This window comes from Anaerotignum faecicola (assembly GCF_003865035.1).
GTDB lineage: Bacteria > Bacillota > Clostridia > Lachnospirales > Anaerotignaceae > Anaerotignum_A > Anaerotignum_A faecicola.
Genome location: NZ_BHVZ01000004.1, coordinates 132,772 through 157,799, shown reverse-complemented (window position 1 = coordinate 157,799; position 25,028 = coordinate 132,772). Strand labels below are relative to the sequence as shown.

The 25,028-nt window shown below is 41.3% G+C and carries 23 protein-coding genes and 2 pseudogenes; all 25 read left to right on the top strand.

All coding sequences use genetic code 11. From position 1 onward, the window contains the following. Positions 1–275 precede the first annotated feature (275 nt). The 25 genes and pseudogenes from EJE48_RS08130 (at position 276) to EJE48_RS08010 (ending at position 25,023) form a co-directional block, all read left to right on the top strand. Complete coding sequence (locus EJE48_RS08130; protein WP_118739674.1) at positions 276–1,331, top strand: stalk domain-containing protein; 1,056 nt, start codon at positions 276–278, stop codon at positions 1,329–1,331. A gap of 82 nt (positions 1,332–1,413) precedes the next feature. Further along, positions 1,414–1,713 (top strand): hypothetical protein, encoded by a 300-nt coding sequence (locus tag EJE48_RS08125; protein ID WP_124984481.1) that lies wholly within the window; start codon positions 1,414–1,416, stop codon positions 1,711–1,713. A 206-nt stretch (positions 1,714–1,919) separates the two neighbouring features. Next, positions 1,920–3,158 carry an ATP-binding protein gene (locus EJE48_RS08120; protein ID WP_170158618.1) on the top strand — a complete coding sequence of 413 codons (1,239 nt, stop codon included), beginning with the start codon at positions 1,920–1,922 and terminating at the stop codon, positions 3,156–3,158. A 281-nt stretch (positions 3,159–3,439) separates the two neighbouring features. Beyond that, positions 3,440–3,853: a BlaI/MecI/CopY family transcriptional regulator gene (locus tag EJE48_RS08115; protein WP_124984480.1), complete on the top strand. Its 414-nt coding sequence runs from the start codon at positions 3,440–3,442 to the stop codon at positions 3,851–3,853. Positions 3,854–3,867: 14 nt separating this feature from the next. Then, a complete protein-coding gene (locus tag EJE48_RS08110; RefSeq protein WP_124984479.1) occupies positions 3,868–5,010 on the top strand; it encodes a M56 family metallopeptidase in 1,143 nt (380 codons plus the stop codon). Continuing rightward, positions 4,991–5,236, top strand: coding sequence for a hypothetical protein (locus EJE48_RS08105; RefSeq protein WP_016408168.1), 246 nt, complete (start codon positions 4,991–4,993; stop codon positions 5,234–5,236). Before EJE48_RS08110 ends, EJE48_RS08105 begins: the two co-directional genes overlap by 20 nt. Before the next feature lie 80 nt (positions 5,237–5,316). Continuing rightward, positions 5,317–5,784, top strand: a complete 468-nt coding sequence (locus EJE48_RS08100; RefSeq protein ID WP_124984478.1) for a hypothetical protein — start codon at positions 5,317–5,319, stop codon at positions 5,782–5,784. Between the two features lie 330 nt (positions 5,785–6,114). Then, positions 6,115–6,339, top strand: a pseudogene (locus EJE48_RS08095) (transposase); the annotation flags it as partial. A 152-nt stretch (positions 6,340–6,491) separates the two neighbouring features. Then, positions 6,492–6,653: a DUF3990 domain-containing protein gene (locus tag EJE48_RS12940; RefSeq protein ID WP_016408173.1), complete on the top strand. Its 162-nt coding sequence runs from the start codon at positions 6,492–6,494 to the stop codon at positions 6,651–6,653. Positions 6,654–6,792: 139 nt separating this feature from the next. After that, entirely contained in the window at positions 6,793–8,520 is a 1,728-nt protein-coding gene (locus EJE48_RS08085; protein WP_118578523.1) for a DUF262 domain-containing protein, read from the top strand. A gap of 344 nt (positions 8,521–8,864) precedes the next feature. Continuing rightward, positions 8,865–9,152, top strand: coding sequence for a fimbrial protein (locus tag EJE48_RS08080; protein ID WP_243108006.1), 288 nt, complete (start codon positions 8,865–8,867; stop codon positions 9,150–9,152). Between the two features lie 337 nt (positions 9,153–9,489). Next, a complete protein-coding gene (locus tag EJE48_RS08075; protein ID WP_118578525.1) occupies positions 9,490–9,927 on the top strand; it encodes a radical SAM mobile pair system MarR family transcriptional regulator in 438 nt (145 codons plus the stop codon). Then, positions 9,924–10,613 carry a radical SAM mobile pair protein A gene (locus EJE48_RS08070; RefSeq protein ID WP_118578526.1) on the top strand — a complete coding sequence of 230 codons (690 nt, stop codon included), beginning with the start codon at positions 9,924–9,926 and terminating at the stop codon, positions 10,611–10,613. Before EJE48_RS08075 ends, EJE48_RS08070 begins: the two co-directional genes overlap by 4 nt. Beyond that, positions 10,601–11,509, top strand: coding sequence for a radical SAM mobile pair protein B (locus EJE48_RS08065; RefSeq protein WP_118578527.1), 909 nt, complete (start codon positions 10,601–10,603; stop codon positions 11,507–11,509). The genes EJE48_RS08070 and EJE48_RS08065 overlap by 13 nt, the downstream gene beginning before the upstream one ends. A gap of 93 nt (positions 11,510–11,602) precedes the next feature. Beyond that, on the top strand, positions 11,603–12,031 hold the full coding sequence (locus EJE48_RS08060; RefSeq protein ID WP_118578529.1) for an N-acetyltransferase: 429 nt from the start codon (positions 11,603–11,605) through the stop codon (positions 12,029–12,031). Positions 12,032–12,112: 81 nt separating this feature from the next. Beyond that, positions 12,113–12,820 (top strand): annotated as a pseudogene (locus EJE48_RS12865) (hypothetical protein); the annotation flags it as partial. Between the two features lie 1,068 nt (positions 12,821–13,888). Then, positions 13,889–15,412 carry a lysozyme family protein gene (locus EJE48_RS08050; RefSeq protein WP_124984477.1) on the top strand — a complete coding sequence of 508 codons (1,524 nt, stop codon included), beginning with the start codon at positions 13,889–13,891 and terminating at the stop codon, positions 15,410–15,412. Between the two features lie 228 nt (positions 15,413–15,640). Further along, positions 15,641–16,183: a hypothetical protein gene (locus EJE48_RS08045; RefSeq protein ID WP_118578531.1), complete on the top strand. Its 543-nt coding sequence runs from the start codon at positions 15,641–15,643 to the stop codon at positions 16,181–16,183. Next, positions 16,159–16,995 (top strand): hypothetical protein, encoded by an 837-nt coding sequence (locus EJE48_RS08040; protein WP_118578533.1) that lies wholly within the window; start codon positions 16,159–16,161, stop codon positions 16,993–16,995. Before EJE48_RS08045 ends, EJE48_RS08040 begins: the two co-directional genes overlap by 25 nt. 95 nt (positions 16,996–17,090) lie before the next feature. Beyond that, on the top strand, positions 17,091–19,847 hold the full coding sequence (locus EJE48_RS08035) for a VirB4 family type IV secretion system protein (protein WP_118578535.1): 2,757 nt from the start codon (positions 17,091–17,093) through the stop codon (positions 19,845–19,847). Between the two features lie 14 nt (positions 19,848–19,861). Next, positions 19,862–20,410, top strand: a complete 549-nt coding sequence (locus tag EJE48_RS08030) for a DUF5697 family protein (RefSeq protein ID WP_118578537.1) — start codon at positions 19,862–19,864, stop codon at positions 20,408–20,410. Further along, positions 20,367–21,005 (top strand): DUF6100 family protein, encoded by a 639-nt coding sequence (locus EJE48_RS08025; RefSeq protein ID WP_118578539.1) that lies wholly within the window; start codon positions 20,367–20,369, stop codon positions 21,003–21,005. Before EJE48_RS08030 ends, EJE48_RS08025 begins: the two co-directional genes overlap by 44 nt. A gap of 126 nt (positions 21,006–21,131) precedes the next feature. Next, positions 21,132–22,229: a hypothetical protein gene (locus EJE48_RS08020; RefSeq protein WP_118578541.1), complete on the top strand. Its 1,098-nt coding sequence runs from the start codon at positions 21,132–21,134 to the stop codon at positions 22,227–22,229. 31 nt (positions 22,230–22,260) lie between these two features. Continuing rightward, on the top strand, positions 22,261–24,078 hold the full coding sequence (locus tag EJE48_RS08015) for a VirD4-like conjugal transfer protein, CD1115 family (RefSeq protein WP_243108001.1): 1,818 nt from the start codon (positions 22,261–22,263) through the stop codon (positions 24,076–24,078). Positions 24,079–24,093: 15 nt separating this feature from the next. Continuing rightward, entirely contained in the window at positions 24,094–25,023 is a 930-nt protein-coding gene (locus tag EJE48_RS08010) for a S1 RNA-binding domain-containing protein (RefSeq protein ID WP_118578543.1), read from the top strand. The last annotated feature ends 5 nt before the right edge of the window (positions 25,024–25,028 follow it).

Sequence of the window (25,028 nt, the reverse complement as noted above, 5' to 3'; positions counted from 1 at the left end):
AAATAGATAATATAAGAGAAACCTGTACTTCGGGACACGGTGTCCCAAAGCGGGAAAGGTGAGATACAATAAGAACCACGAGAAGAGCGGATGCTACAGTTGCTCTTTTTTGTATCAAGAGATTAAAATGAAAAAGAACGATAGGGAAAAGAAATAAATTTTCCGACTTTTGCAAATTGAGGTGTTCAATTTGATGAAATCATATTTTTGCTGTGGTAAAATACGGATAATTCAATCAATCATTTATCTGAGATAAAAATCAAGGAGGAGATACTATGAAGAAGAAAAGAATTATGACTGCACTGCTGACAACGGCAATGGTATTCGGTGCTGTTCCGACAGCTTTTGCAGCTGATAACATCACTGTAACGGTAGATGGCCAAAAAGTAAGTTTTGGTGATCAGCAGCCTGTGAATATCAATGGGCGTGTCATGGTTCCGGTAAGAGCAGTGGCAGAAAAAATGGGCTGGGATGTAAGTTTTGAGAAATACTCAACAAATGACAGTCCGGTGGTAAACGGACGTTTTCAAGAGTATAATCATGTTTCTCTGAATAAAACGGTAAAAGAGGATAAGGATTTAGACAGAAAATACTTATATTTTACAACGATTACTATTGAGAAAAAGACTATTATTTCTGGTAGCTCCGGTTATCTTGAAGAAGAAAAGGCATTGATTGCTGATCCTGTAGTTAAGAATGGTAGAACATTGCTCGGCATCAGGGATCTTGCAAATGGATTGAATGCAGACGTTCAGTGGGATGGAGCAAGAAAAGAGGTCAAACTTACAACCAAGCCTGTAGAGCAATATCCTAACTATGATAAACTGCTGAAGTATATCGAAGAATACAGAAAAGCTGTAGGTGAGCAGACAGATAAACAAAAGGAGCAGCAAGAACAGCAAAAGCAGGAGAAAGTAGACGTTACAAATGAAAGTAGCTATGCTGAGCAGATGTTGCGTTTGGTAAATGAGGAACGTGAAAAAGTTGGGGTTTCTCCTCTTGAGTTAGATTCTACATTAACAGCGGCTGCACAAATTAGAGCAAAAGAAATTATAGAAGTATTCGATCATACCAGACCTAATGGTAAAGCTTGTAAAACTGTATTGGAAGAATTAGGGTATGAAGGAGACTATGCTGGCGAGAACATCAGTAAAGGTACTTTCGAGGAACCGGAAAGTGCAATGGAATTATGGATGGATTCTAAAGGTCATCGAGAGAATATCTTAAATCCTGATTATAAGTACCTCGGTGTTGGCTCTGATTTTGAAAGTGAAAGTAACGGTCTATTTGATGATATAGTGAGTTATTGGGTTCAAATCTTTGCAAGATAAAAAACTTAAACATTATAGCGAAAGAGATACGAAAAAAATCGTATCTCTTTTCTATTTGCAAGAAAAGAAAGGGTGAAGAAGTATGCAAAAAAAGAAAAGATTTCTTGCACTTTTGCTTGCTCTGGTAGTTGCACTGCCTTTTATTCAGTCACCACTTATTGCACAAGCGGCAGGTGAAGGTAGTGTAACGAGAAAAATCACAGTAGTAAAGGGAAAAGACATCAACGATATTCAGTATAAGGGTTCAAATGTATTACATTCGTCTGCATGGTGGTATGACGATGATGGGACAAAGCATCCGGCTTTTTGTGTTGATCCAAAGCTTGCCGGTCCCGGAGAGATTGCTGCTGGAAAGTATGACGTTAATGGAACAGTAAATTAGTATACAAATAAAATGTATATTTACGATATGAAAAAGTTGGAAAAATGTGTTTTTTATACTTATAAATAGCGAAAAAATGTGATAAATACAATTAAAATCATTGAAAAAAATGTGTTATGCTAGACTTACAAAAAGGAGGGGATACTTTGAAAAGAACAGCTATGGGGAAATTAGTGGCATGAAAATCGAGTGATGAGCGTAAGCCAATGGTTTTAAAGGGAGCCAGACAGGTTGGGAAAACTTGGTTGATGAAAGAGTTTGGTAAAAACTACTATAAGAGCTTTGTATATTTCAACTTTGATGAAGAAGATGAGTTAAAATCAATCTTTGAAACCAATAAAAATCCGCAGCGTATTATTGAGCTGCTGTCAATGATTGCCGGGGAGAAAATATACCCATTAGATACACTGGTCATATTTGATGAGGTGCAGGAATGCCCGGAGGCATTAAATGCGCTGAAATACTTTAAAGAAATGGCAAATGAGTACCATGTTATTGCTGCAGGGAACCTCCTTGGGACACTTCTTGCAAAGCCGAAATCATATCCGGTTGGAATGGTAAATTTATTAGATATTTTTCCTTTGACTTTTGAGGAGTTCCTGAAAGCAACAGATGCACCCTTATTTGCTTATTATGAGGATATCCATAAGGAACAGCAGATAGAAGAAATCTTTCATAATAGACTGTTGGAAGCTTATAACAATTATCTTATTATAGGGGGAATGCCTGAATGTGTTTCTTCTTGGTTAAAGCATAAAGACCCGGCTAAAATTGCTCAAATTCAACGTGAACTGATCGAGGTATACGAAAACGATTTTTCTAAACACAATGGTAAGGTGAATAGCGGACGAATCCTTATGGTTTTTCGCAGTATTGTAACGCAGCTTGCAAAGTCAAATGAAAAATTCATGTATGGAGCAGTGAAAGAAGGGGCAAGAGCCAGAGATTTTGAAGAAGCAATAGAATGGCTTGTTTCGGCAGGTATGCTAAACCGGATATATAATGTTTCTAAGCTGGAGCATCCGCTCTCTGCCTTTGATAAGTTAGACCAATTTAAATTATTTTTATTTGATACCGGATTGTTGAAGCAGATGGCGGGCGTTGATAACAGTGCAATCCTTCTAAAGTCAACCTATCAGTTTAAAGGGCCGCTGACGGAAAATTATGTTTTGCAGCAGCTTAGGGGGCAGTTTGAGGTAATGCCGAGATACTTCTCAAGCAGAAATGGGGAAATTGATTTTGTGCTGCAGTGCGGCATGGAGATTATTCCTGTTGAAACAAAAGGCGGTGAGGATAAATCGGCACCGACCTTCAAAAAATATGTTGCAGACAATCACCCTCTATACGCAGTCAGATTTTCAAAAATGGGATATAGAAAGGACGGTAATATTACCAATATTCCATTATATCTAGTCGGAAAGACCAAGGAGCTTTTAGGGGGTTAGATAGATTTGGAGTGAATATAGAAGTGGTTTTGCGACAGATGCAAGAAAAGAATTATAGCTTAGTAAGAAAACGGTTGATTTATATTCAGCCGTTTTTTGTTCAAGAAACAAATATTATAAAAATTTCACTAAAAGGATTATCGTGAAAATGCCTATTAGATAAGGTGAATGATAGTGTTTGGGTATGAATATTTGTCGATTATTGATAATTGACGCTTCTACAAGTAAATTATATAATAAAAAAAAATACACTATAAAAATATAAAGTGAGGTGAGAAAATATGAATCCGCATAAAAACTATTTATCCCCAAAGGAATATGAGATTATGACCATATTCTGGAGTATAGACAAACCACTGACGGTATCTGAAGTCCTGCAGCACAGAAAAGAGGGTACTTGGTCCGCAAATTCCATCCATCCATTGTTGAACAAATTATTGGAGAATGGTTATATCGGCGTTTGTGGTTCCCAAAAGGTTGCGAAGGTGAACAGTCGACTGTATGAGGCTAAAATCAGTCTTTCAGACTATGTTACAAATCAGGTTTCGGAGGTTTTTGACAACGAAACGAATAAGTTCAATGTGTCCTCTTTTTTATCCGGCTTGTTAGGTGGGGACAAAGAAAATGATAAAGAAATTATTTCCGAGCTGGAAAATTGGTTGAATGATTACTGTAAAAAGGATGACAGGTTGTAAATTAGGTGAGAAGTATGATTTTGTTTACTAGTTATTCATTTATTACAGCAATTTTGGTAAGCAATTTGTTTTTTGTATTTTTTGTGTGCTTATCAAAAAGCGACAAAATTTTACTGCATATCCCATTAAGGGTATTTGCGGTATTTGGGACAGCACTTTTGGTGAAATTTCTTTTCCCTGTTGAATTTGTACACGCCAAAGTAATCAGTTCCTTTGAAATTTTCCCCACCATCATTCGTAGCATGGAAAAGAAGCTTTTTACGATTGGCGGATTTGCGGTGCAGGTGAGATGGCTTTTGCTTGCTGTCTGGATCGCAGGGATATTTTGCATTTCGTGGAGCAGAATTCATTTCTACAGGCAGTTAATCCATAGGTTTGGACATTTGCCGAGTGTCTGTGATGAGAGATACCTGAAGATCTTGGAAGAAGTTAAGAAAGAGAATGGGTATCAATTTGAAACAACGGTGATTGTGGACGGAAATATACAGACGATACTGGAATACGGCTATTTCAGGCAGATTATTTTTATGCCGAATGCTATGTATTCTCAGGATGAACTGCGGTATATTTTTCTGCATGAATTGGAGCATTTCGCAAATAAAACAAACTGGATAAAGCTCGTTGTTATCATACTGGAGTGCGTTTTCTGGTGGAATCCGTTGATATATCCTTTCAGAAATGCCTGCTCGCATCTGCTGGAGGTATACTGTGATTCCTGTGTGAGTAAGAAACTGGATAAAAGAGAAAAGATCGCATATCTGGGGTGTTTAATACAGGAAATGAAAAGAGAAACTTCGGTGTTATGCCGCAAGAAAAAATATCATTTTAGCAGTCAGTTTTTCTGGCAGTCTAATTTGAAGCAACGGTTTTCGGTGATGATGCAGTATGAAAGAAATCGTAAGTTCGAGATAGGAACATATTTCGTTGTTTTTGCCTTATTCTTCCTTTCGTATGGTTTTGTGCTGCAGCCTGCATATAAATCACCAGAAGTGGATTTTAATTATATTTATGATGAGGATTATACTATAGTACCGGACAATGGTGGATATATTCTTTATATTGAAGATGAGCCATTGATGTTTTTTAGTTCAGTAGATGAAATTGAGATGGTGGGATTATCTTATGAAGGAGAAAAAAATGAAGAAAATTTATATTAAAGCAATTTGTTTGATGTTGGTAATGACAAGCATGCCTGTGAGCGCTTATGCGAGCACTACTCAAAAGGATAATAATATTGTGGAATGCCAAACAACATCACTTTCTCCCTATGCAGATGTCAAACGGTATGTACATAAAACAACTAATGGTGTGACAATGCATAGAGTGTGGAATGAAACAAAAGGTCAATTTGAAGGACTGTGGACTATTTGTAACTGCAAATAAAAATGGGAAGAATAGCATTTGTATTATAAGTGTTATTTATAAAATTTAAAGCGAAGATTAGTTCATTTAAGGAGGTTGAGATGAAAATGGGGAGAAAAAAATTCAGAATTGCGACTGTCATACTACTAATTGTTTGTATGATTGTGTTATGTATGCAAAATGTAAAATACGGTAATATGTATAATCTTGCCGATGAGGAAATCTTGGCTGACTACCCGGAGGTACATCATACAACGTTTTACTCATCCTCCATACTTGATAATAGAGAATTCGAAGCGCGTATGTTATTGATGTGTGGAAATAGCAGTATCTGCAATCTTACCTCTACACAACAAGCAACAATGGAATTATCTGTTGAAAGAAATTGGGGCAAAGGAAGATTATTGCTGAAAAACCAAGAAAATGGTGAGATTTGTAGTGTTCCTTTAGAAAATGGAGATACAGAGATAGGGCTTGATACGGGAAAATATCAGGTTTTCTTGACGGGAAAGTGGTTTGGCGGTAATTTAACACTAAAATCTGATGATATTCTTTTCTATGCGGAGTAGGCAACTTTTCCATAGGGATAATTCCATACTTAACTGGCAATAAATAAATTATCAGGATTGCTTGCTTGAACAGGTATTTTTTGATAATATAACCTCAGAGGGAACTGTGTCGGGTGCAGGTTTTTTGCTAAAGGTGCGGAGATACATACCACCAAGATAGTTATGACACATGAGAGGCACTCCTCGTAGCAGCTTTTAAGGAGAAATAGCTTATGGGCTGCTAAGCACAATTTTTTGTGGCAGTTTTGGGCATGTGAGCTTTTTTTTATAAAATAGTGTTTAGAAGGTTCTTCTATGATACAATAAATATCATTAGGAGAACCTTTTATTATGGCAAGGCAAAAGGAACCTGTACATCGCGTACAAATGACAGAAGGAAAACGAAACATCATCTATCAGTTCCTTGAAGAGTACGATATCCCGTCTGTAGAAGACATTCAGGATGCACTCAAGGATCTTTTGGGCGGCACCATCAAGGAAATGATGGAAGCTGAAATGGATGAATACCTTGGCTATGAAAAATCAGAACGCTCAGATAATGATAATTATCGCAACCAATGGTAAGGTGAATAGTGGGCAGATTCTTATAGATATCTGTTATTTTATGATAATAACTTGAACGATAACTTAAAATACTTGTTATAATCTAAGTATAAATATGAGAGAAAGGATGGTAGTAATTATGTGAGAGAAAAAGGAGTTAATGTATGATTGTATATCATGGATCAACAGAAATTATAAAAAATTCGGATGTAATACATTCGAAAAAATATTTGGATTTTGGTCGAGGTCTTTACATCACAACTTTTGAGAACCAGGCAAAGAAATGGACAGTTCGAAAGGGCATGAGACGGGAAAGGTTGCAATAGTTAATATTTATGAATTATCTGAAGAATGGGATAATTTCAAGGTATTATCTTTTGAGAAAGAGAACGAGCCAGAGCTTTTTGAATAAATAGCATAAGAAAATTACGAGCATAGCTGATTTACCGGAAGGAGAAGGCGAATATGGCAACTGAAATTAAATGTGAGAAAAAGGTGATTCGAGAGATATTCAATATGTGGTACTGCATTCCGGATTACCAGAGAGCATATGTCTGGGATACCGATCAGGTAAGAGATCTTCTGGATGATACAATATCTGCTTATCGGGAAAATAAGGAGGCGCAGTATTTTCTCGGCTCCATGGTATTGAAAATAAATGAGAAATCTGAGAACAATGTTTCTTACACCGAATATGAATTGCTGGATGGTCAGCAAAGAATCACAACGGTTTTTCTCATCTTAGCGTGCATGAGAGATATGCTTACAGATTATCCGCAATATCAGAATTCGTTAGCCGGTTTTGTTTATCAGGCGGAGGATGCCATTTTACAGCAGCCGGAACGGATGCGGATTATATTTAATATCCGTTCGGATGTCAGAGATTTTGTGAACGAGCATATAAAGCCGTTGCATGGTACATGTGACAGTGCGCTTCTGAAAGATAAGATGCAGGCGAAGGATGTCAATATATCTATTAGAAATATGGCGAATGCCATGCTGGTTGCCCATGAATTCCTTGAAGAAAACAAGAATGAAATTATTGGATACCTGTCTTATTTTTTAAATAAGGTTCTGATGATTTATGTTGCAACAGAAGAACTGCAGGATGCTTTTCAGCTGTTTACGGTGTTAAATAACAGAGGGGTTAAGCTTTCGAGCAGTGATATTCTGAAGGCAGAAAATCTGAAAGAACTCTCCGCTGTAGACAGAACATCCTGGGCAACAAGATGGGAAGAAATGGAGACGTACTTTGGCGAGGACTTCGATAAATTTCTTTCGCATATCAGAACAATTCTTGTTAAGAAAAAGCAGACAACGACATTATTAAAGGAATTTGATGAGTTTGTTTATTCCAATCAGGAATATGACCGTACACAGAAAAAATATGTCCCCAGAACTCCAATTCTGCGCCGTGGGAGAGATACCTTCGAGCTGCTTTATTCTTATTACCATACATATCAGGAGGTATTTGATACGGATCATTCTGTTGTAACCGGCGATTACGAAATTACAAACTATCTGAAGCTGATGGAAACGGGATTTGGTGCGGATTACTGGATCGCACCCGTTTTAGATTATTATCGGAAATACCGCAGACGGGGCTTTGTTGCATTTCTGAAAGCACTGGACCGCAAATTATCGGCAGATTGGATTACTGCTGCCACTCCAACTGTGAGAATGGAAAATGTAAACGCCATTCTGCGTGAGATTGAAGCAAGTCAGGATTCCGCAGCATTGCTCCAATCAAAGACTTTTACCATAAACAAAAGTGATTTTGAAAGAGTCATCAATGGAGATATTTACGGAAGATCATTTGCAAAGTATCTGCTTCTAAAATTAGACCTCATTTACAGAGGTTCTTCTACACCTATGATTCCGCAGGCAATCGCAAGCATAGAACATATTCTTCCTCGCAATCCTTCCGCAGATAGTCAATGGGTAAAAGATTTTTCTGCGGCAGAACGAGAAGAATGGACAAATAAGCTGGGGAACCTTGTCTTAATATCGAGAAGAAAGAATACCTCTCAGGGCAACAGAGATTATGTAGAGAAAAAGGAAAAATATTTCGAGAGGAATATCGAAATGTTCCCGAATTCCATACGCATTTATCAGAATTATCCGGAATGGAAACTGTCTGATTTGAAGAAGAATCATTCTGATGTTGTGACAGAACTGCTGAATGTGTATTAAGGACTATTTGCGCCGTTCCGAAAACTGTGAGGAAATGCGTAAATACGAAATATTTTAAGTTTTGCGAACCATTGCAAATGTGTGGAGCGGATTTTCGTTCTGCAGAGACATTTTGGCATATGATTGGAACGAAATTGGAACATCTCTGGAATTTACAATGAATTTCTTCTATTATATAATGATAGTATCGAAAAATATACAGACAGCAAAGAACACCTGAATTATCGTGATTTGGGTGTTTTTTTGTACCCGAAATAAGGAGGCAGCTTATGAAAAAGAATGGGAAAAAGAAAAATCATATCAGTATTCAACAGCTTGGATACTTATTTTTCTGTGTGGTTACGATGCAGGCATATTGGATTCGACCAGTCTATGCTGTCACCGTCTGGGAAAAAGCGTCTGAGATTATGAAGGATGTCTATAAGCAAATTATAGGGATTTCTACGATTGCAGCAATCGTGACGGCGGCAATAGCACTTCTTTTAATGAATTTTTCTCGGAGCGGCAGAACGGTTGACGAATCGAGAGCATGGCTGAAAAGGATTGCGATTACATGGGCGATTATCAATGGTTTGGGCTTTATTATGTCCTATATTACACCGTTTTTCTCCGGTGGGCAGTGGACACCCTGATGGAGAAGAAAGAGGCTGTCATTGAAAAGTAGCTGATATTTTGCTAAACTATCAGTAAGAAAAATAGTTTTTTGAGGGAGATAAGCCATGAAAAGAATATGACATCTGCCGATGATTTGTTTTAGACTTATGAACAGGCGGTATTCTAGTATCAGTTGGCTGTCATCAATTATATTGGATTTCATGACAGGGGGATGCTTCTTGTCCGAAGGGCAGGAAGATGGGAGAAAGAAAGAGTATAATAAATCGGAATTTACTTCTACTTAGACATACAAACTGTTGACAGTAAAGCTCCTATATAGTATTATTTGATAAAATACTATATAGGAGTTTTTGTGTGAAAATGAATGGCGGATTTCTTGTTACCAAAATAAAACAACTTGGAGATCGAATCTTTGAGAAGATTCTCAGTGAAAAGAATATTGATGCGTTTAATGGAGCCCAGGGACGTATTCTTTATGTGCTGTGGCAGGAGGATGGTATCTCAATCAGGTCACTCTCGACTAAATGCGGATTAGCGATAACATCTCTTACTACGATGCTGGAAAGAATGGAAAATCAAGGGCTGATAAGCCGTGTTCAGTCTAAAACGGACAAAAGGAAAACACTCCTGTTTCTGACTGAAAAAGCACATGCCTTAAAGGACGAATACGATTCTGTATCTGATAAAATGGGGAGTATTTACTACAAAGGTTTTTCGGAGGAAGAAATTACCCAGTTTGAGGAATACCTCGACCGTATCAGAAAGAATCTTGAGGAGTGGCAGAAATCATGAGTATTTGTATCAAAGATCAGATTCAAAACATGAATATCGTCATCGGATGTACTGTGGGGTGTGCATATTGCTATGCCCGCAATAATGTGAAACGCTGGCATATGATTGATGACTTTGCTGACCCTGAATTCTTTCCGGGTAAGCTCAAGATGATGGAAAAGAAACGTCCGCAGAACTTTCTTCTTACCGGCATGAGCGATCTTTCCGGCTGGAAGTCAGAATGGAGAGACGAGGTATTTGAAAAAATCCGTGAAAATCCACAGCATCAGTTCCTGTTCCTTACAAAGCGACCAGATCTGGTGGATTTTGATACAGATTTGGAAAACGCATGGTTTGGTGTTACGGTGACGAGAAAAGCAGAACTGTGGCGTATTGACGCACTACGGGAAAATGTCAGAGCAAAACACTATCATGTTACCTTTGAGCCGCTATTCGACAATCCAGGTTCAGTTGATCTTTCCGGGATCAACTGGATCGTTGTCGGCACCATGACCGGAGCTCAGAGCAGGAAGATTCATACGGAGCCGGAATGGGCATGGTCTCTGGTGGATCAGGCACACGCACTCGGCATTCCGGTGTTTATGAAGGAAGACCTTGTCCCTATCATAGGGGATGAAAATATGATTCAGGAAATGCCGGAGGAATTCAACAAAGTGTTGGAGGTGCAGAGATCATGGAAGAAGTAATCGATGGAATCCTCATTCGTGAGGTGGAAACAAAGAACATCATGACTAAGTCTAGTCTGCCGGTAGGCGGTTACTCGGTCAATCCCTATGTGGGCTGTACACACGCCTGCAAGTATTGCTATGCTTCTTTTATGAAGCGCTTTACCGGACACAAGGAGGAATGGGGCACTTTCCTTGATGTGAAGCATTGGCCGGAAATTAAGAATCCGAAGAAATATGCCGGACAGCGGGTGGTCATCGGTTCTGTGACAGATGGCTACAATCCACAGGAGGAGCAATTCGGGAATACCAGAAAACTTCTGGAGCAGCTGATCGGCAGTGACGCAGATATTCTGATCTGCACAAAGTCGGATCTTGTGGTACGAGATATTGATCTGCTGAAGAAGCTTGGACGAGTAACCGTTTCATGGTCGATCAACACACTAGATGAAAATTTCAAGAACGATATGGACTCTGCTTCTAGCATTGAGCGCCGTATCGTTGCTATGAAGCAGGTATATGAAGCAGGTATCCGTACAGTCTGTTTCGTATCTCCGGTATTCCCCGGTATCACGGATTTTGAAGCAATCTTTGAGCGGGTAAAGGATCAGTGCGATCTGTTCTGGCTCGAAAATCTCAATCTTCGAGGCGGTTTCAAAAAGACAATTATGGATTATATCGCCGGAAAATATCCTGATCTTGTACCACTTTACGACGAGATCTATAACAAGCATAACCGCAGCTACTTTGAAGCACTTGAAGCAAAAGCTGAGGAAATGGCTAAGAAGTATGATTGCCCATTTGTGGATAATGAAATGCCTTATGGCAGAGTCCCGCAGGGACATCCGGTGATCGTAGATTATTTCTATCATGAGGAAATCCGAGGGACAGAGAATACAGGAAAAAGAAATCGTTAATCTAAATGTGTAATGAAATGCGTAGACCTATGATGTTGTTGGTTAAGGTTAAAAAGGTTTAATAAACAACTTCCAGTTTATAGAGGTAATGCAATGATAAGAAAACAAACAGAAACAGATTTAACGGCCATTATGCAGATATGGCTTGAAACAAATACAAAAGCACATTCTTTTATCCCGGAGGAGTACTGGCTAAGCAATTATGAAATGGTAAAATCCGGTTTACCGAAAGCAGAGGTATTTGTCTACGAGGATGATGCTACGAAAGAGATATATGGATTCATTGGCTTAATGGAGAATTATATCGCAGGGCTATTTGTTAAAGAGCCGATGCAGGCAAATGGAATCGGAAGCCAGTTGATTGCGTATGCAAAGAGTCAGAAGGAAAAGCTGACCTTGGAGGTATATCAGAAAAATATGCGAGCGGTTCAATTCTACCATAGAGAAGGCTTTTCGATAACGGATGAGGCCATTGATGAAAACACAGCGCAAGTAGCGTATATGATGAGCTGGCAGAAATAAAAGAAAAAATTGAAATGAGCAATCTCCTTTCGTAAAAAAATACGGAGGGGGATTTTTCTTTGCAAAAAAAGGAGGGATAACTTGGGCATACTTGACGGTATTGTGGAATGGATTGCAGAGCAAGTCATGAATATTCTGGATATGATCAACACCTCTGTTCTGGGAGCATTGGGCTGTGACATGGAAACCTTCCTCAGATACTTTCCGGCGGCGGAGACTTTTTACAGTCTTATCGTAGCACTGGCGGTGGGCCTTTTGCTGTTGAACCTGATTTTTCAGTTATTCCGTAACTTTGGTATCATGCAAAGCGGAGAAGCGGAGAATCCGATTCAACTGACAGGCAGAACTATGCTGTTCCTGTTTTTGGCTCTTTTTGCAAAGGATATATTAGATATTATTTTACAGATAGGCGGAACACCCTTTGGCTGGATGATGACAGAGGAGCTTCCGCCTATCAATTTTGCGGATTTTAATTCTGTTCTGTTGACAATTCTGGGGGTATCATTAAACGGCTCCATTGCTTTAATCGCTTTGATTCTGCTTATTATTTTGGCGTGGAACTATTTAAAGCTGTTATTTGAAGCAGCGGAACGATATGTACTGTTGGGTGTTCTGGTTTATACAGCACCGATGGCGTTTTCCATGGGAGGCTCTATGAACACCCTCAATATTTTCCGCAGCTGGTGCAGAATGTTAGGCGGGCAGATTTTTATGATACTGATGAATGTTTGGTGTCTGCGAATTTTTACCTCTATGTTTGCGAATTTCATCGCTAATCCGTTGCAGTTGGAGAATGGAAATTTTTTGATCTGGTTTTTATGCGCCATCGGTTTCTTGAAAATCTCGCAAAAGATTGATAACTTCATGCAGATGCTGGGCATCAATGTCGGCAGGACAGGCAGTGCGATGCTGGGTGAGGCTGCGATTGCTATGAAGGGTATCAGTGCAGCCGGGAAAACAATCAGCGGCGGTGGCAGCGGAGCAGCAGATAGTGGGAGTTATATGGCTTCCGGCAGTGAAACTATTTTGCAAGGCGGTTTGGCAGGTGCAGTCGGCAGACAGTTTCATCAAAATGCTATCCGGAATATTACAGGAAAAAGTGATAGTATAGCCTCGAATATTGCCCGTTCGGTATATAACTCCTCTATCCGAAATGGCGGCGGTTTTTCTGCCAATATTATCGGTCAGGTAGCAAAAGGAGATATTGCACGTACAGGCTTTATCAAAGGCGAGGAGGCTGTGCAGGCGTTTCAATCCTATATGGGCATTGACAGAGCGAATCATACAAAAGAAACGGTGGGCACGGAACGAAATTCTGCGTCTGCCGAAAATACTGCATTTGATAATCAGAGTACATATTCCGATAGCTCCTATACGGAGATGCAGACATCCATGGAACAGGTATTGGCTGAGTATCAGCAGAATATCGGTATGGAGCCCCTTTCTGTAGGAACAGAACTGTCTGATGATTCGCATTCCCCCTTTTTGTCGGATCATCAGGCATCCCCTTCTGAAAGCAATGGATGGGAAAAAGGAGAGTTGTTTCATCCATCTGCTGACGCTGCGGTGCAGTATTCTCAGATAGAGATTGGCGGTGGACGCATTATGGGGATGGAAACATCGAAAGACTTGGGAGGTAGTCTCAAATTTGCTATGTATTCCACAGATAAATATATGCCGCCGGCACAAGGGGATTATAAAACGGTCACAGCAGTAGATGGTTCCAAATGGTATCATCAGTATGCACAGCCAACGGTTGTAAAGGAGCCGTTTATGAAGGAAAACGGTGAAATTCAATACAAGGAACAGATTGAAAATAAATTACCGGATGCACCAAAAAGAAAGGACAGAATCTAAATGAACAATGAGATGCAAAGAGCGGCGAAAACAGCGGCAACGCTGCGTTATGGCACAACAGGTGTGATTACTGCTCTGGATATTGCATGGCGGCAAAGGCATAACATTGCGAAGGTTAGCTTAAGCCTTGGATTCTTGTTTCTTCTTCTGGTGCTGTTTTTATGTATGCTGCCGTCTTTTGTATTCGGCGGTTTTCAGATGACAGATGTATGGAACGATAACGCTGTTCTCTTACAGAATATACAGCGATATCAGACAGCTGTGTGGTCTGCGATAGATGAAGCTCACGATGCTTTGCTGCGTGAAATAGAAAGCATGGCAGAAGATGATGAGGGAATCACAATTATTGATGAATTTCATTACAGTTCTGTCAATGCAACCTTGATTTTATGCCAGTATTCTGCGGCAAAAGGGACAGATGAAATCAATACAAAGGAAATCAGAGGATTGATTAAAGCTCATAGGGATGCTCTGTTTTCTTATCAAAAAACCTCCGGTCATACATATCATATTTATTATATCGGGGATGCTTATTTCGCAGACCACGTTTTTAAACTGACAGAGCAACAGAAAAAATTAGCGGAGCTATATGCCGCTAATTTAGAATTGTTTTTATATGGCAGCCAGTTTGGCAGCGTATCGGCACAGGTCAGTGAGGATGTTTTAAAATACGGAACTCTCGTAAAAAAGTGTGCTGAAAAATATGGTATTTCAAATTTTACTGATGTAATCAATGCAGTAATGATGGCAGAAAGCGGCGGACGCGGCACTGATGTAATGCAGGCAAGCGAATGTCCCTATAACACGAAATATTCGAAGAAACCGAATGGCATTACAAATGCAGAATATTCCATAGAGGTGGGGGTGCATTATCTGGCGGACTGCCTGAAGGGGGCAGGCTGTACTGCACCCAATCAGACGGAGAAACTGAGTCTGGCCCTACAGGGATATAATTATGGCAACGGCTATATTTCATGGGCAATCCAAAAATATGGCGGATATACAGAAGCCAATGCACAGGAGTTTTCCAGAATAATGCAGAAAAAGTTGGGATGGAGTAGATATGGCAATCCGAAATATGTCAGTGCGGTATATAGATATCTTGTCTTTTCGAGTAACGGGAAATGGGGCTCTCCATTTGTAGGAAAGGATTGGAATAGTAGAGTTTCCTCTGATTTTGGCTGGAGAACAGATCCATTGAACGGAAAGAAAGCCTTCCATGAAGGACTGGATATTGCATATCCCACAGGAACAAAAATCCATGCGGTATCCGGTGGTGTGGTTACTTCGGTAGTCTATTCTAAAACGGGGTATGGTCATCATGTGAGAGTGGACTGCGGGAACGGTGTTACGGTGCTGTATGCGCATTGCAGCAAAATCCTTGTAACAAAAGGGCAAAGCATTTCAACAGGACAGGCTATTGCTGAGGTCGGTGCAACGGGGCGTGTGACAGGAGCACACCTTCATCTGGGGGTGCTGGTAAATGGAAAAGAGGTGAACCCGAGGGAGTATATCGGAGGATAACAGAGGAAATCATATAGGAGTATCAGGAAAAATATCCTATTTTGTGCAAACATCAAATAAACTCGCTAAGAAAATGTGAAAATCAAAGAAAAAGTCGGTGCTATTTTGTGGAAAAGGATTTTTATAGCTATTGTTTTCATTTGATAAATAAGGTCAATGCGTGCTAAGATAGAATAAATAATGGATTATTCGTCACGAATATGCTATAATTTATATGAGGTGATTCTTATGGAAATAAGAGAGCTAAAAATCAGTGCGAATGCATCCGGTGGTACTGCGGCGGCAGGAGCAAAAACCTACCGAATAACATTACCGTCCAGTTGGGTGAAAAAAATGGATTTGGATCATGCGGATGCAAAGGCAGAGGTTGTGTTCGACGGTACAAGCATTATCATTCGTCCAAAGGCGGCAGAGGATATTCTTTTATTTCAATCGCAGGCACTCAAAGCAGGACATCAGGTTGTGCGCTATGAATATTTTGATAAAGAAACCCTTTGCAGTACCATTCTCTGTGATTTTACGGAGAAAATACTGCGGGTAATAAATCATACGGATCGGATTTTAAAAACTGCTTTCGGGCGACAGGAAAGACCAACATGGGATGATTTCATTGAATTTCTGGAGGAAAGATGCGTTCCGAAAAGCAGGGAAAATATCAATATTCTTCTGAAAGAAATGGGCTTGACGGAATATGATCCGATCCAGATTGTAGAGAAAACACAGGGAAGAATGGCGGAGGATGCACAATGGCTGAAAATAACAAGGCTATAAAACTTTATACAGGAGATGTTGTTGCTGCCACCTCCTCGAAGGGTAATCAGGAAAAATGGTATGATGCGGCGACAGACTGCTGGTATAAGCTGGATCGCACCGGCTTTGAAGCATTGGCAGAGGCAGTCACAAGTGAGCTTTTGCAAAAATACAGCAATATCGAAACAGAGCTTGGCTATAAAATCGTAGCGTATCACATTGACTCTGTAGAGGTTCACAGAAATACCAGAAGGGCAAGCGTCAGCTTTAACTTTTTGAGGGAAGGACAGAGCATCCAGACAGCGTATCATATTTTAAAACGTGCCCTTGGCTCTGACTATCAGAAAATCCTCGCGGCAGAAAAAACGATTCCGGGCAGATTGAAAAAAATCGTTGATACAATAGAGGACATCAGTGGTTTGGAGCATTTTGGAGCATACCTGACCTTGCTGTTTGAGGTAGATGCGCTGATTGCAAATGAGGACAGACACTTAAACAATATTGCAATTCTTGAGGAAAACGGTAAATATCACTATTGTCCGTTATTTGATAACGGGGAAGGGCTGATGCTAGACAATGTAAAATACCCATTTGATGTAGAAACAAGGGGATTGATGAAGCATTTACGGGCGAAACCGTTTCAGTGCAGATTTGGCACAGTACTTTCCACAGCAAGAGATTTATATGGCGCACAGCTTAAAATTGTATGCAGTGCGGCAGAGGTTTCGGAGATTGCAGAGAAATATCTGGACTGGTATCAGCCGATGTTCAGACCATTCTTGAAAGATAGGATTGTAGATGTTGTGCTGTTGCAGATGAAGAAATATTTTTGATAAGGAGCGTGAGAATCATAGCCAAAAATAAAGAGGAACGGGACATCTTTCTCATTCCGCCAAACTTTCTCAATGAAGGTTCACTATTTGGTGGGATGCTGAAATTAAGAAATGCCATAGAGGCTGTTATTTTGGTAGCCGGGATTACAATCCCGATACTGAAAATAACAGTCTTTTCTTTTACCGCAAAAACAATCCTTCTGTGTCTGACAGCGTTGCCGATTGGGATTTTTGCCTTAATCGGCGTTGGCGGGGAAAGCCTGACGGCTTTTCTTCTGAACTTCTTCCGTTTCCTGCGGAACAGAAAAATGCTGTATCGTTCGGATGCTATGTCGGAGCAGGAGGAAAGCAGAAGGCCTGTCTGGCAATCCGAGGGAGAATGGCCGGAAGAATACGGAGAGGAGGAAAAGCTGAAGAAAAGCAGAAAAACAGCAAAAGGAAAAGCGAATGAGCCGTTTCCTGTAGAAAAGATAGAAAACGGTATCTGCTATCTCAGAGATAAGCGTTATATCAAAATTATAGAGGTAGAACCCATCAACTTCCTGCTACGTTCTGCGAGAGAACAGCGTAATATCATCTATTCTTACATGTCCTATTTAAAAATCAGTCCTGTACGGATGCAGATTAAGGTTGTTTCCAAGAAGGCTGATATATCAAATCATCTGGATAAGATACAGGAGGCAATCCGGCGGGAACAGGATGAGCGGTGTAAGGTGTTATTGATGGATTATTATAACCTGATTCGTCGAATCGGGCTGAAAGAAGCCGTGACACGGCGTTTTTTTATTGTCTTTGCGTATGAACCGATTCCCGGCAGCAGTAAGAAGAATGAGGAGAAGGACGCTGTGAATCAGCTGGAGATTGCGGAGCGCACTGCAAGAACCTATCTTATGCAGTGTGGCAATAACGTAGTGGAGCATGAAAACCCGGACAGTTTTATGGCGGAGGTTTTATATATGTTGCTGAATCGCAAAACAAGTACAGAAACTCCATTCTCTGCGCGTGCTGCGGCGGAGGTCGAAAAGTATATCGCAGAAGGGGATGCCAACGCCATTCCAATTTCCGCTTTTCTTTTGCCGGAGCAGATGGATTTCAGTAAAGCGGCATATTGCAGGATTGACGGTCTGTACTGCTCCTATTTTATGATTCCGTCTACAGGGTATAAAACACAGGTAACCGCAGGCTGGCTGTCGCTGTTGGTGAATGCAGGGGAGGGGATTGATATAGATCTTTTCCTCAGCAAAGAGCCGAAGGAAAAGATACAGTTTCAATTAGGCAGACAAATCCGTATCAATCGTTCAAAAATGAAGGAAACATCAGATACCAATACGGATTTTGATGACATCGACAGTGCGGTACGGGCGGGCTATTATCTGAAGGATGGTCTGGCAAATAATCAGGATTTTTACTATATCAATACCCTGATTACAATTACCGCAGATAGCCGGGAGGAACTGGAATGGCGTACCAATGAGATGAAAAAGCTGATGCTGTCGCAGGATCTTATTCTGAAGCCATGCTATTTTAGACAGGACTTAGCCTTTGCATCGGTATTGCCGTTGAATCAGCTACATAAAAGTCTGCATGAGCTATCAAAAAGGAATGTGCTAACAACAGGGGTGGCAAGCTGTTACCCGTATGTCAGCTTTGAGATGAGTGACGATAACGGCATTTTACTAGGGGTAAATAAGTACAATAACTCCCTGATTATTGTGGATATTTTTAATTCCAGAATATATAAGAACGCGAACATGGTTCTGCTTGGCACATCTGGTGCAGGCAAAACCTTCACCATGCAGTTGATGGCATTAAGGCTTCGAGAAAAGAATATTCAGACCTTTATTCTGGCACCATTGAAGGGGCATGAATTTCGCAGAGCCTGCCATAACATCGGCGGAGAGTTTATACAGATTTCTCCGGCATCGAAAAATTGCATCAATATCATGGAAATCCGAAAAAATGATAAAACTGCGGAGGATGTGATAGACGGCGAAAGAACGGAGCGTTCCGAGCTATCGGCAAAAATCCAGCGGTTGCATATTTTCTTTTCCCTGCTGATTCCGGATATGACACATGAGGAACGGCAGCTATTGGATGAAGCGTTGATCCAGACCTATGCAGGGAAAGGCATTACCCATCAGAATGAATCGCTGTATGACGAAATGGGAAGTTATAAAACAATGCCCGTTTTAGGCGATTTATATGATGTTCTGAAGAAAAGCACAGAGACCAGACGCATGGCGAATATCCTGAATCGACTGGTGCATGGTTCTGCAAGTACATTTAATCAGCAGACCAATGTACGGTTAGATAATAAATATATCGTTCTCGATATTTCAGAGCTAACCGGAGATTTATTGACGGTCGGGATGTTTCTTGTATTGGATTATGTCTGGGATAAAGCAAAGGAGGACAGAACACAGGAGAAAGCAATTTTTATTGATGAGGTCTGGCAGTTGATTGGAGCATCCAGCAACCGCTTGGCTGCGGAGTTTGTTCTGGAGATTTTCAAAATTATCCGAGGCTATGGCGGTGCTGCAATCTGCGCCACACAGGACATCAACGACTTCCTTTCTTTGGATGATGGGAAGTACGGAAAAGGTATTATCAATAACAGTAAGACAAAGATTGTACTGAATTTAGAGGATGAGGAGGCGCAAAGGGTACAGCATATTTTGAATCTGAGTGATACAGAGATTATGAATATCACGCATTTTGCACGTGGGAACGGTCTGATTCTGACCAATAACAATACAGTGACGGTAGAATTTAAAGCATCCGGATTGGAAACGGAGATGATTACAACAGACCGCGAGCAGCTGCGCGAGATGATACGAAGAAAACAGGAGTAGAAAGGAGACATTTCATGATTTGCTTACAGAGCGGTGGAGCGATTGAAGGAAAAATCGTGGAGCTGATTGGTGAATATGGCGCATTGCAGATGGAGCAGCTGCAAAGATATTTTTCCATAGAAGATACACAGATGGAAAAAATAATACGGAAACTGGTGAAAAAGGGCAGGCTTGTATCTGACAAAGAGAACGGTTACATAAAAGCATTTGAACAGAAAACGTATGACGAAGGGCTGGCACAGTGCTTCTGGGTTGTGCTTGATTTAAAGGAGGCTATTGAATTTCACGCCGTCGGGAGGTATCCGTTATTGATTGCGGTATACGCAGATGGTGAGGCGTATGAAATCTATTCCTGTAAAAAGGGTGATGAAATGTTTTTATGCCATGTGATAGAGCGATTACAGGAGAAAGTACAGGGAAAGGTGCTGATTGTGCTGGAGGACACGGAGCAGATTGGTAAGTTACAAGGGATAAATTGTATTTTCTGTACTGTAAGCAGAGAGGGAGAGGTGAGGTATTATGAATCGTCTGCTGTTTCGACAGAGGCTGAACCACCTGCGTGAGGATGCACTGCGGTTTCAGAATACGCTTTGTGCCTATGAAACAACAGATGCAGTCAGATACCCGGAAAATTTTGAAAGGCTTAGTCTGGATATGGCTAGGCAGGCGGAAAGTATTGCGTGCAGTACAAGAAATATCGTAAGCATTTTTCAGATGAACGGCAGGGAACAGGTACAAAGCTGTGCCGCAGAGGCACAGGGGATTACAGTTAAAGAGAAGTCCTATGGCTACGAAGTGATTCTGCCGCATTTGATGCCAAAACGAAATCATCGGAATCATACCGTATTTCTTCTGGAGCCATTAACCTACGCCTTAAAGGAATTTACTGCGGCGCATCCAATCTGCCGTTTGGAGTATGCTCTGATCTGGTTTATTTATGAGTATACAGAAGATACGCCCATCCATTGTATCAGAGATTACGATAATATCGAGACGAAGGAAGTATTGGATATTATTAACAGCTTTTTTCTTCTGGACGATGGCGGCGCATTTTGTGAACTGCACTACAGCACAAGGCGTGGAAACAGAAACGGCACCAGAGTAATCATCAGCTCGGATATAGGTCTGGTTTCGTGTCAGAAAATAAACGGTAATTGACATAGGTTTTTCGGATATGTCGAAAAATAGAACTTTTCTCATGAAGTTCCATATTTTCAAAGAAAGGAGTATGCAGGTTTTTGGCATAGTTTAGGAGCTTATGCTGAGAATGGTATCGGAAAGGAGGTGAGGACAATTCTTACAAAGGATTCGCAGGCTTATCGGGTATTGGCATTGGTCGCATTATCCGGTGAATGTGCAGAGGAGGCATTGACGCTTTTGTTGCCGCAGGAAAGCTATCGGCAAAAGGTGCTGCGGCGGTTGTTGGAGGAAAGACTGCTATCCAAGTATCAGAAGGATGGCGTAAAGGGTTATCGTCTGATGCGAAAGGGGAAAGAAACCCTACTACAGTTAGAGTGGGAACGGTTTTCTTTTTATCTGGCAGACGGTGCAGATTTTTCCATGCGCAGGGCAGGCTTAACACAAAGACAACGGCAGCACTGCATTTCGGAAATACTGGCGATTATGGAACGGGCGGAGATTCTGATGGATCGCAGTAAAAAACAACCAATCTTTGAAAATATCCCGATGCAGTCAGGCGAGCTTTCGCAGGATGCTTTTTTTCATCCAAAGGAGGTAAAGGCGCAGGCAGATTTCACAAGGAAAATCATCAGCTCCAAAATGACAGGTGTTTTGCTTTCGCAGGCAGAAGTATGGCTTTGCTATAACATGCAGGTGGCAGTACCCAAGTGGTTTGAAACGGTGGAAAACAGAGCCGATATTCTGATACAGTCGATACTGCGCTCAAAGCAGCTTTGCTTTAACGGTACAAATGCACTGTTATTTGGCAGAGGAATGCAGCAGGCAGTACAATGCTTAGAGGATGCAAAAATGCGGGTGACTATCTTAAATGCACCATTTCAACGATTCTGTTTTATACCATTGGATGAGAATGGGATTCTGCTGTTGAAGCTCATGTATGATGCAGAAGCCTATCAAAGCCTGTTGGCTGTTTTGGCGGAGGACTTACAGCAGAAGAAAGAGCAGCCGTTTATCATACAGGATGGCTATAACCAGAATGGACACCCGACCTTGATTTGTGTTGATTGTGATTTGAAACGATTGATACAGTTTCAGACACAGCTTTCATATCTCGGTGTGCAGGGAGAGGTAATCTGTTTTGATTTTCAGAAGGAGGCGATAGAGAAGTATTGTGGAGAACAAACAAAGATTTCGACGGTTAATCTGGAAACCGTCAGAAAAAACTTCCTCGCAGATAAATAAGCGCAGTATGAAGATGTTCGGATACGTCTGTATGGCGATATTTCCTGTTTTTTATGCAGGTGGCTACCTGACACAGTTGATAGAGAATTATAGCATCTGGCAGAAGGCAGGGCATATCCCGGGAGACGGAACTGCACCGTCCTTGCCCCAAAAGGGAGTATCTGTATGTCTCAGCGCAGCATTTTCCCTGATGGGGCTAAAGGTGCTGTTTTTCCTTGGATTAACGATTGCCGGTATCGTTCTTTTTGCAGTGTTTATCGGAAAGGGCGAAAAAGGTGATTATGATACGGAGCGGAAATTCCATTACTCCGAAAAAGGTAGTTATGGTACAGCACGATTTATGGATAAACGAAGGATGAAGGAGCTGTTGGATGTTACCGGTATCCAGAAAACAGAGGGAACGATATTGGGAACCGTAGACGGTGCGGTTGTCAGTATCCCTGTCGCAAGTAGGATGAATCGTAATATCGCTGTTTTTGGTGCATCCGGCAGTATGAAATCCAGAGCTTTTGTCAGAAATATGATTTTCCAAAGTGTAAAAAGAGGGGAAAGTCTGATTCTCACCGATCCGAAATCCGAGCTGTATGAGGATATGTCGGTGTATCTGAAGGAGCAGGGCTACATCGTCCGGGTTTTTAATCTGGTACAGCCGGAGCATAGCGACCGTTGGAACTGCATCAATGAGGTTTCACACGATCAGATGATGGCACAGATCTGTGCAGATGTGATTATCAAAAATACGGGCGGCGGAAAAACGGATCATTTCTGGGATTCCTCCGAGTTGAATCTGCTAAAGGCACTGATTTTATATGTTGACTATGAAAGGGCACCTGCTGAGCGGAACATGGGCGCAGTATATCGGATGCTATCCGATTTGACAGAGAATGAATTAAATCAGCGTTTTGAGATGCTGCCAAACGGACATCCGGCAAAGGCACCCTACCATATTTTTCAGCAGGCAGGAGATAAGGTGAGAGGTGGTGTAATTATCGGTCTGGGTGCAAGGCTACAGGTGTTCCAGAATGCGTCTATCTGCGATATTACGGCGCAGGATGAATTTGATCTCAGCAGACCGGGACGGGAAAAATGCGCGTTCTTCTGTATCAGCAGCGATCAGGATAGTACCTTTGACTTCCTTTCTTCGCTGTTTTTTTCGTTCCTGTTTATTAAGCTGGTGCGTTATGCCGATGCAGAGGGGGTAGACGGAAAGCTGCCGATTGGTGTGAATTTCGTTTTGGATGAATTCCCGAACCTTGGCGTTATCAATGACTTTAAAAAGAAAATTTCAACGGTACGCAGCAGGAATATCGGGATTTCTGTTATTTTCCAGAACATAGCACAGCTGAAGAACCGTTATCCCAATGATGAATACCTGGAGATTCTGGGAAATTGTGATACGCAGATAGCGCTGGGCTGTACGGATGAAGTAACTGCACGGTTTATCTCCAATCGTACCGGTGAGGTAACGATTGATGTAAATAGCCAATCAAAGCAACTGTATGCCATGCGGATGACGGATTATACACCGGAATACAGAGAGACCAACTCTGTTGGCCGCAGAAAACTGATGACAGCAGATGAGGTGCTGCGGATGCCGCTGGATGAGGCATTGATTATACTACGCGGACAGAATGTATTTAAAGTGAAAAAATTCGATTATACCAGGCATCCGGAAAGCCGAAAGCTGAAAAAGTGTAAAGCAGCTGCCTATATCCCGGACTGGAGAAAGGAACAGGCAAAAGACGATTCTATTGTGCAGCCTGTGGAAGATATAATACAGGCAAAAAAAGAGGAGAAACCAAAGATCAGAACAGTACAGATTTCCAAGAAAGAACTGATGAGTAAATAAAGGAGGAAAATAAGTATGGCAAATGAAGCAGAAAAAACATTACATGAAATGCAGCAGGTACTTACAATCGATGCAAACGGAGCATACGAAACAGAGGAGGATAAAGCGGAGCTCCTCTGGCATGAGCTGCAGAACGCATACCGCAGTAAACGGATACTGTCCGGTGTATTAAGCGGTGTAGAGGAGACAAGCAGTGGTAGTATTGCTGTGGTTTATTATAAAGGACAGCGTATGATTATCCCTGTCAGTGAGATGGAACTGAACCTTTCCGAACAGAACGGCTATGGAGAAATGAAGGGCCGTCAGGTTCGTATTTTAAATAACATGGTTGGCTGCGAGATTGATTTTATCCTGATAGCACTGGATGATACTGCACGCAGTGTTGTGGCAAGCCGCAGACTGGCAATGCTTGCAAAACGCAGGAAGTTTTATTTCCCGAATGAAAACGGCAACGCCCAGATTACCGAAGGCAGAGTTGTGCAGGCGCGTGTTATCGCAGTAGCGGAAAAGGTGGTGCGTCTTGAGGTATTTGGCGCAGAGTGCGCAGTTCCTGCCAGAGATATTGCATGGGAATGGGTCGGTGATGCAAGGGAGAAATATCATGTAGGTGACAGAGTGATGGCGGTAGTTACATCCGTAGAATCGGATGCAGAAACAATGAATGTAAAGATCACTGCCGATATGAAACGTCTTATGAAGAATGAAGTACTGGAAAAACTGAAGGAATGTAAGGTACAGGGACGGTATTCCGGCAGGATTACGGATATTCATAAGGGCGTGATTTTTGTAAGGCTGTCTAACGGGGTGAATGCCATTGCGCATAGCTGCAACGATTACAGATTGCCCGGTAAGAATGATGACATCAGCTTTGTTGTGAACCGTCTGGATCAGGAAAACGGCGTTGCGGTAGGGATTATTACAAGAATTATCCGTCAGAATATCTGAGGTGT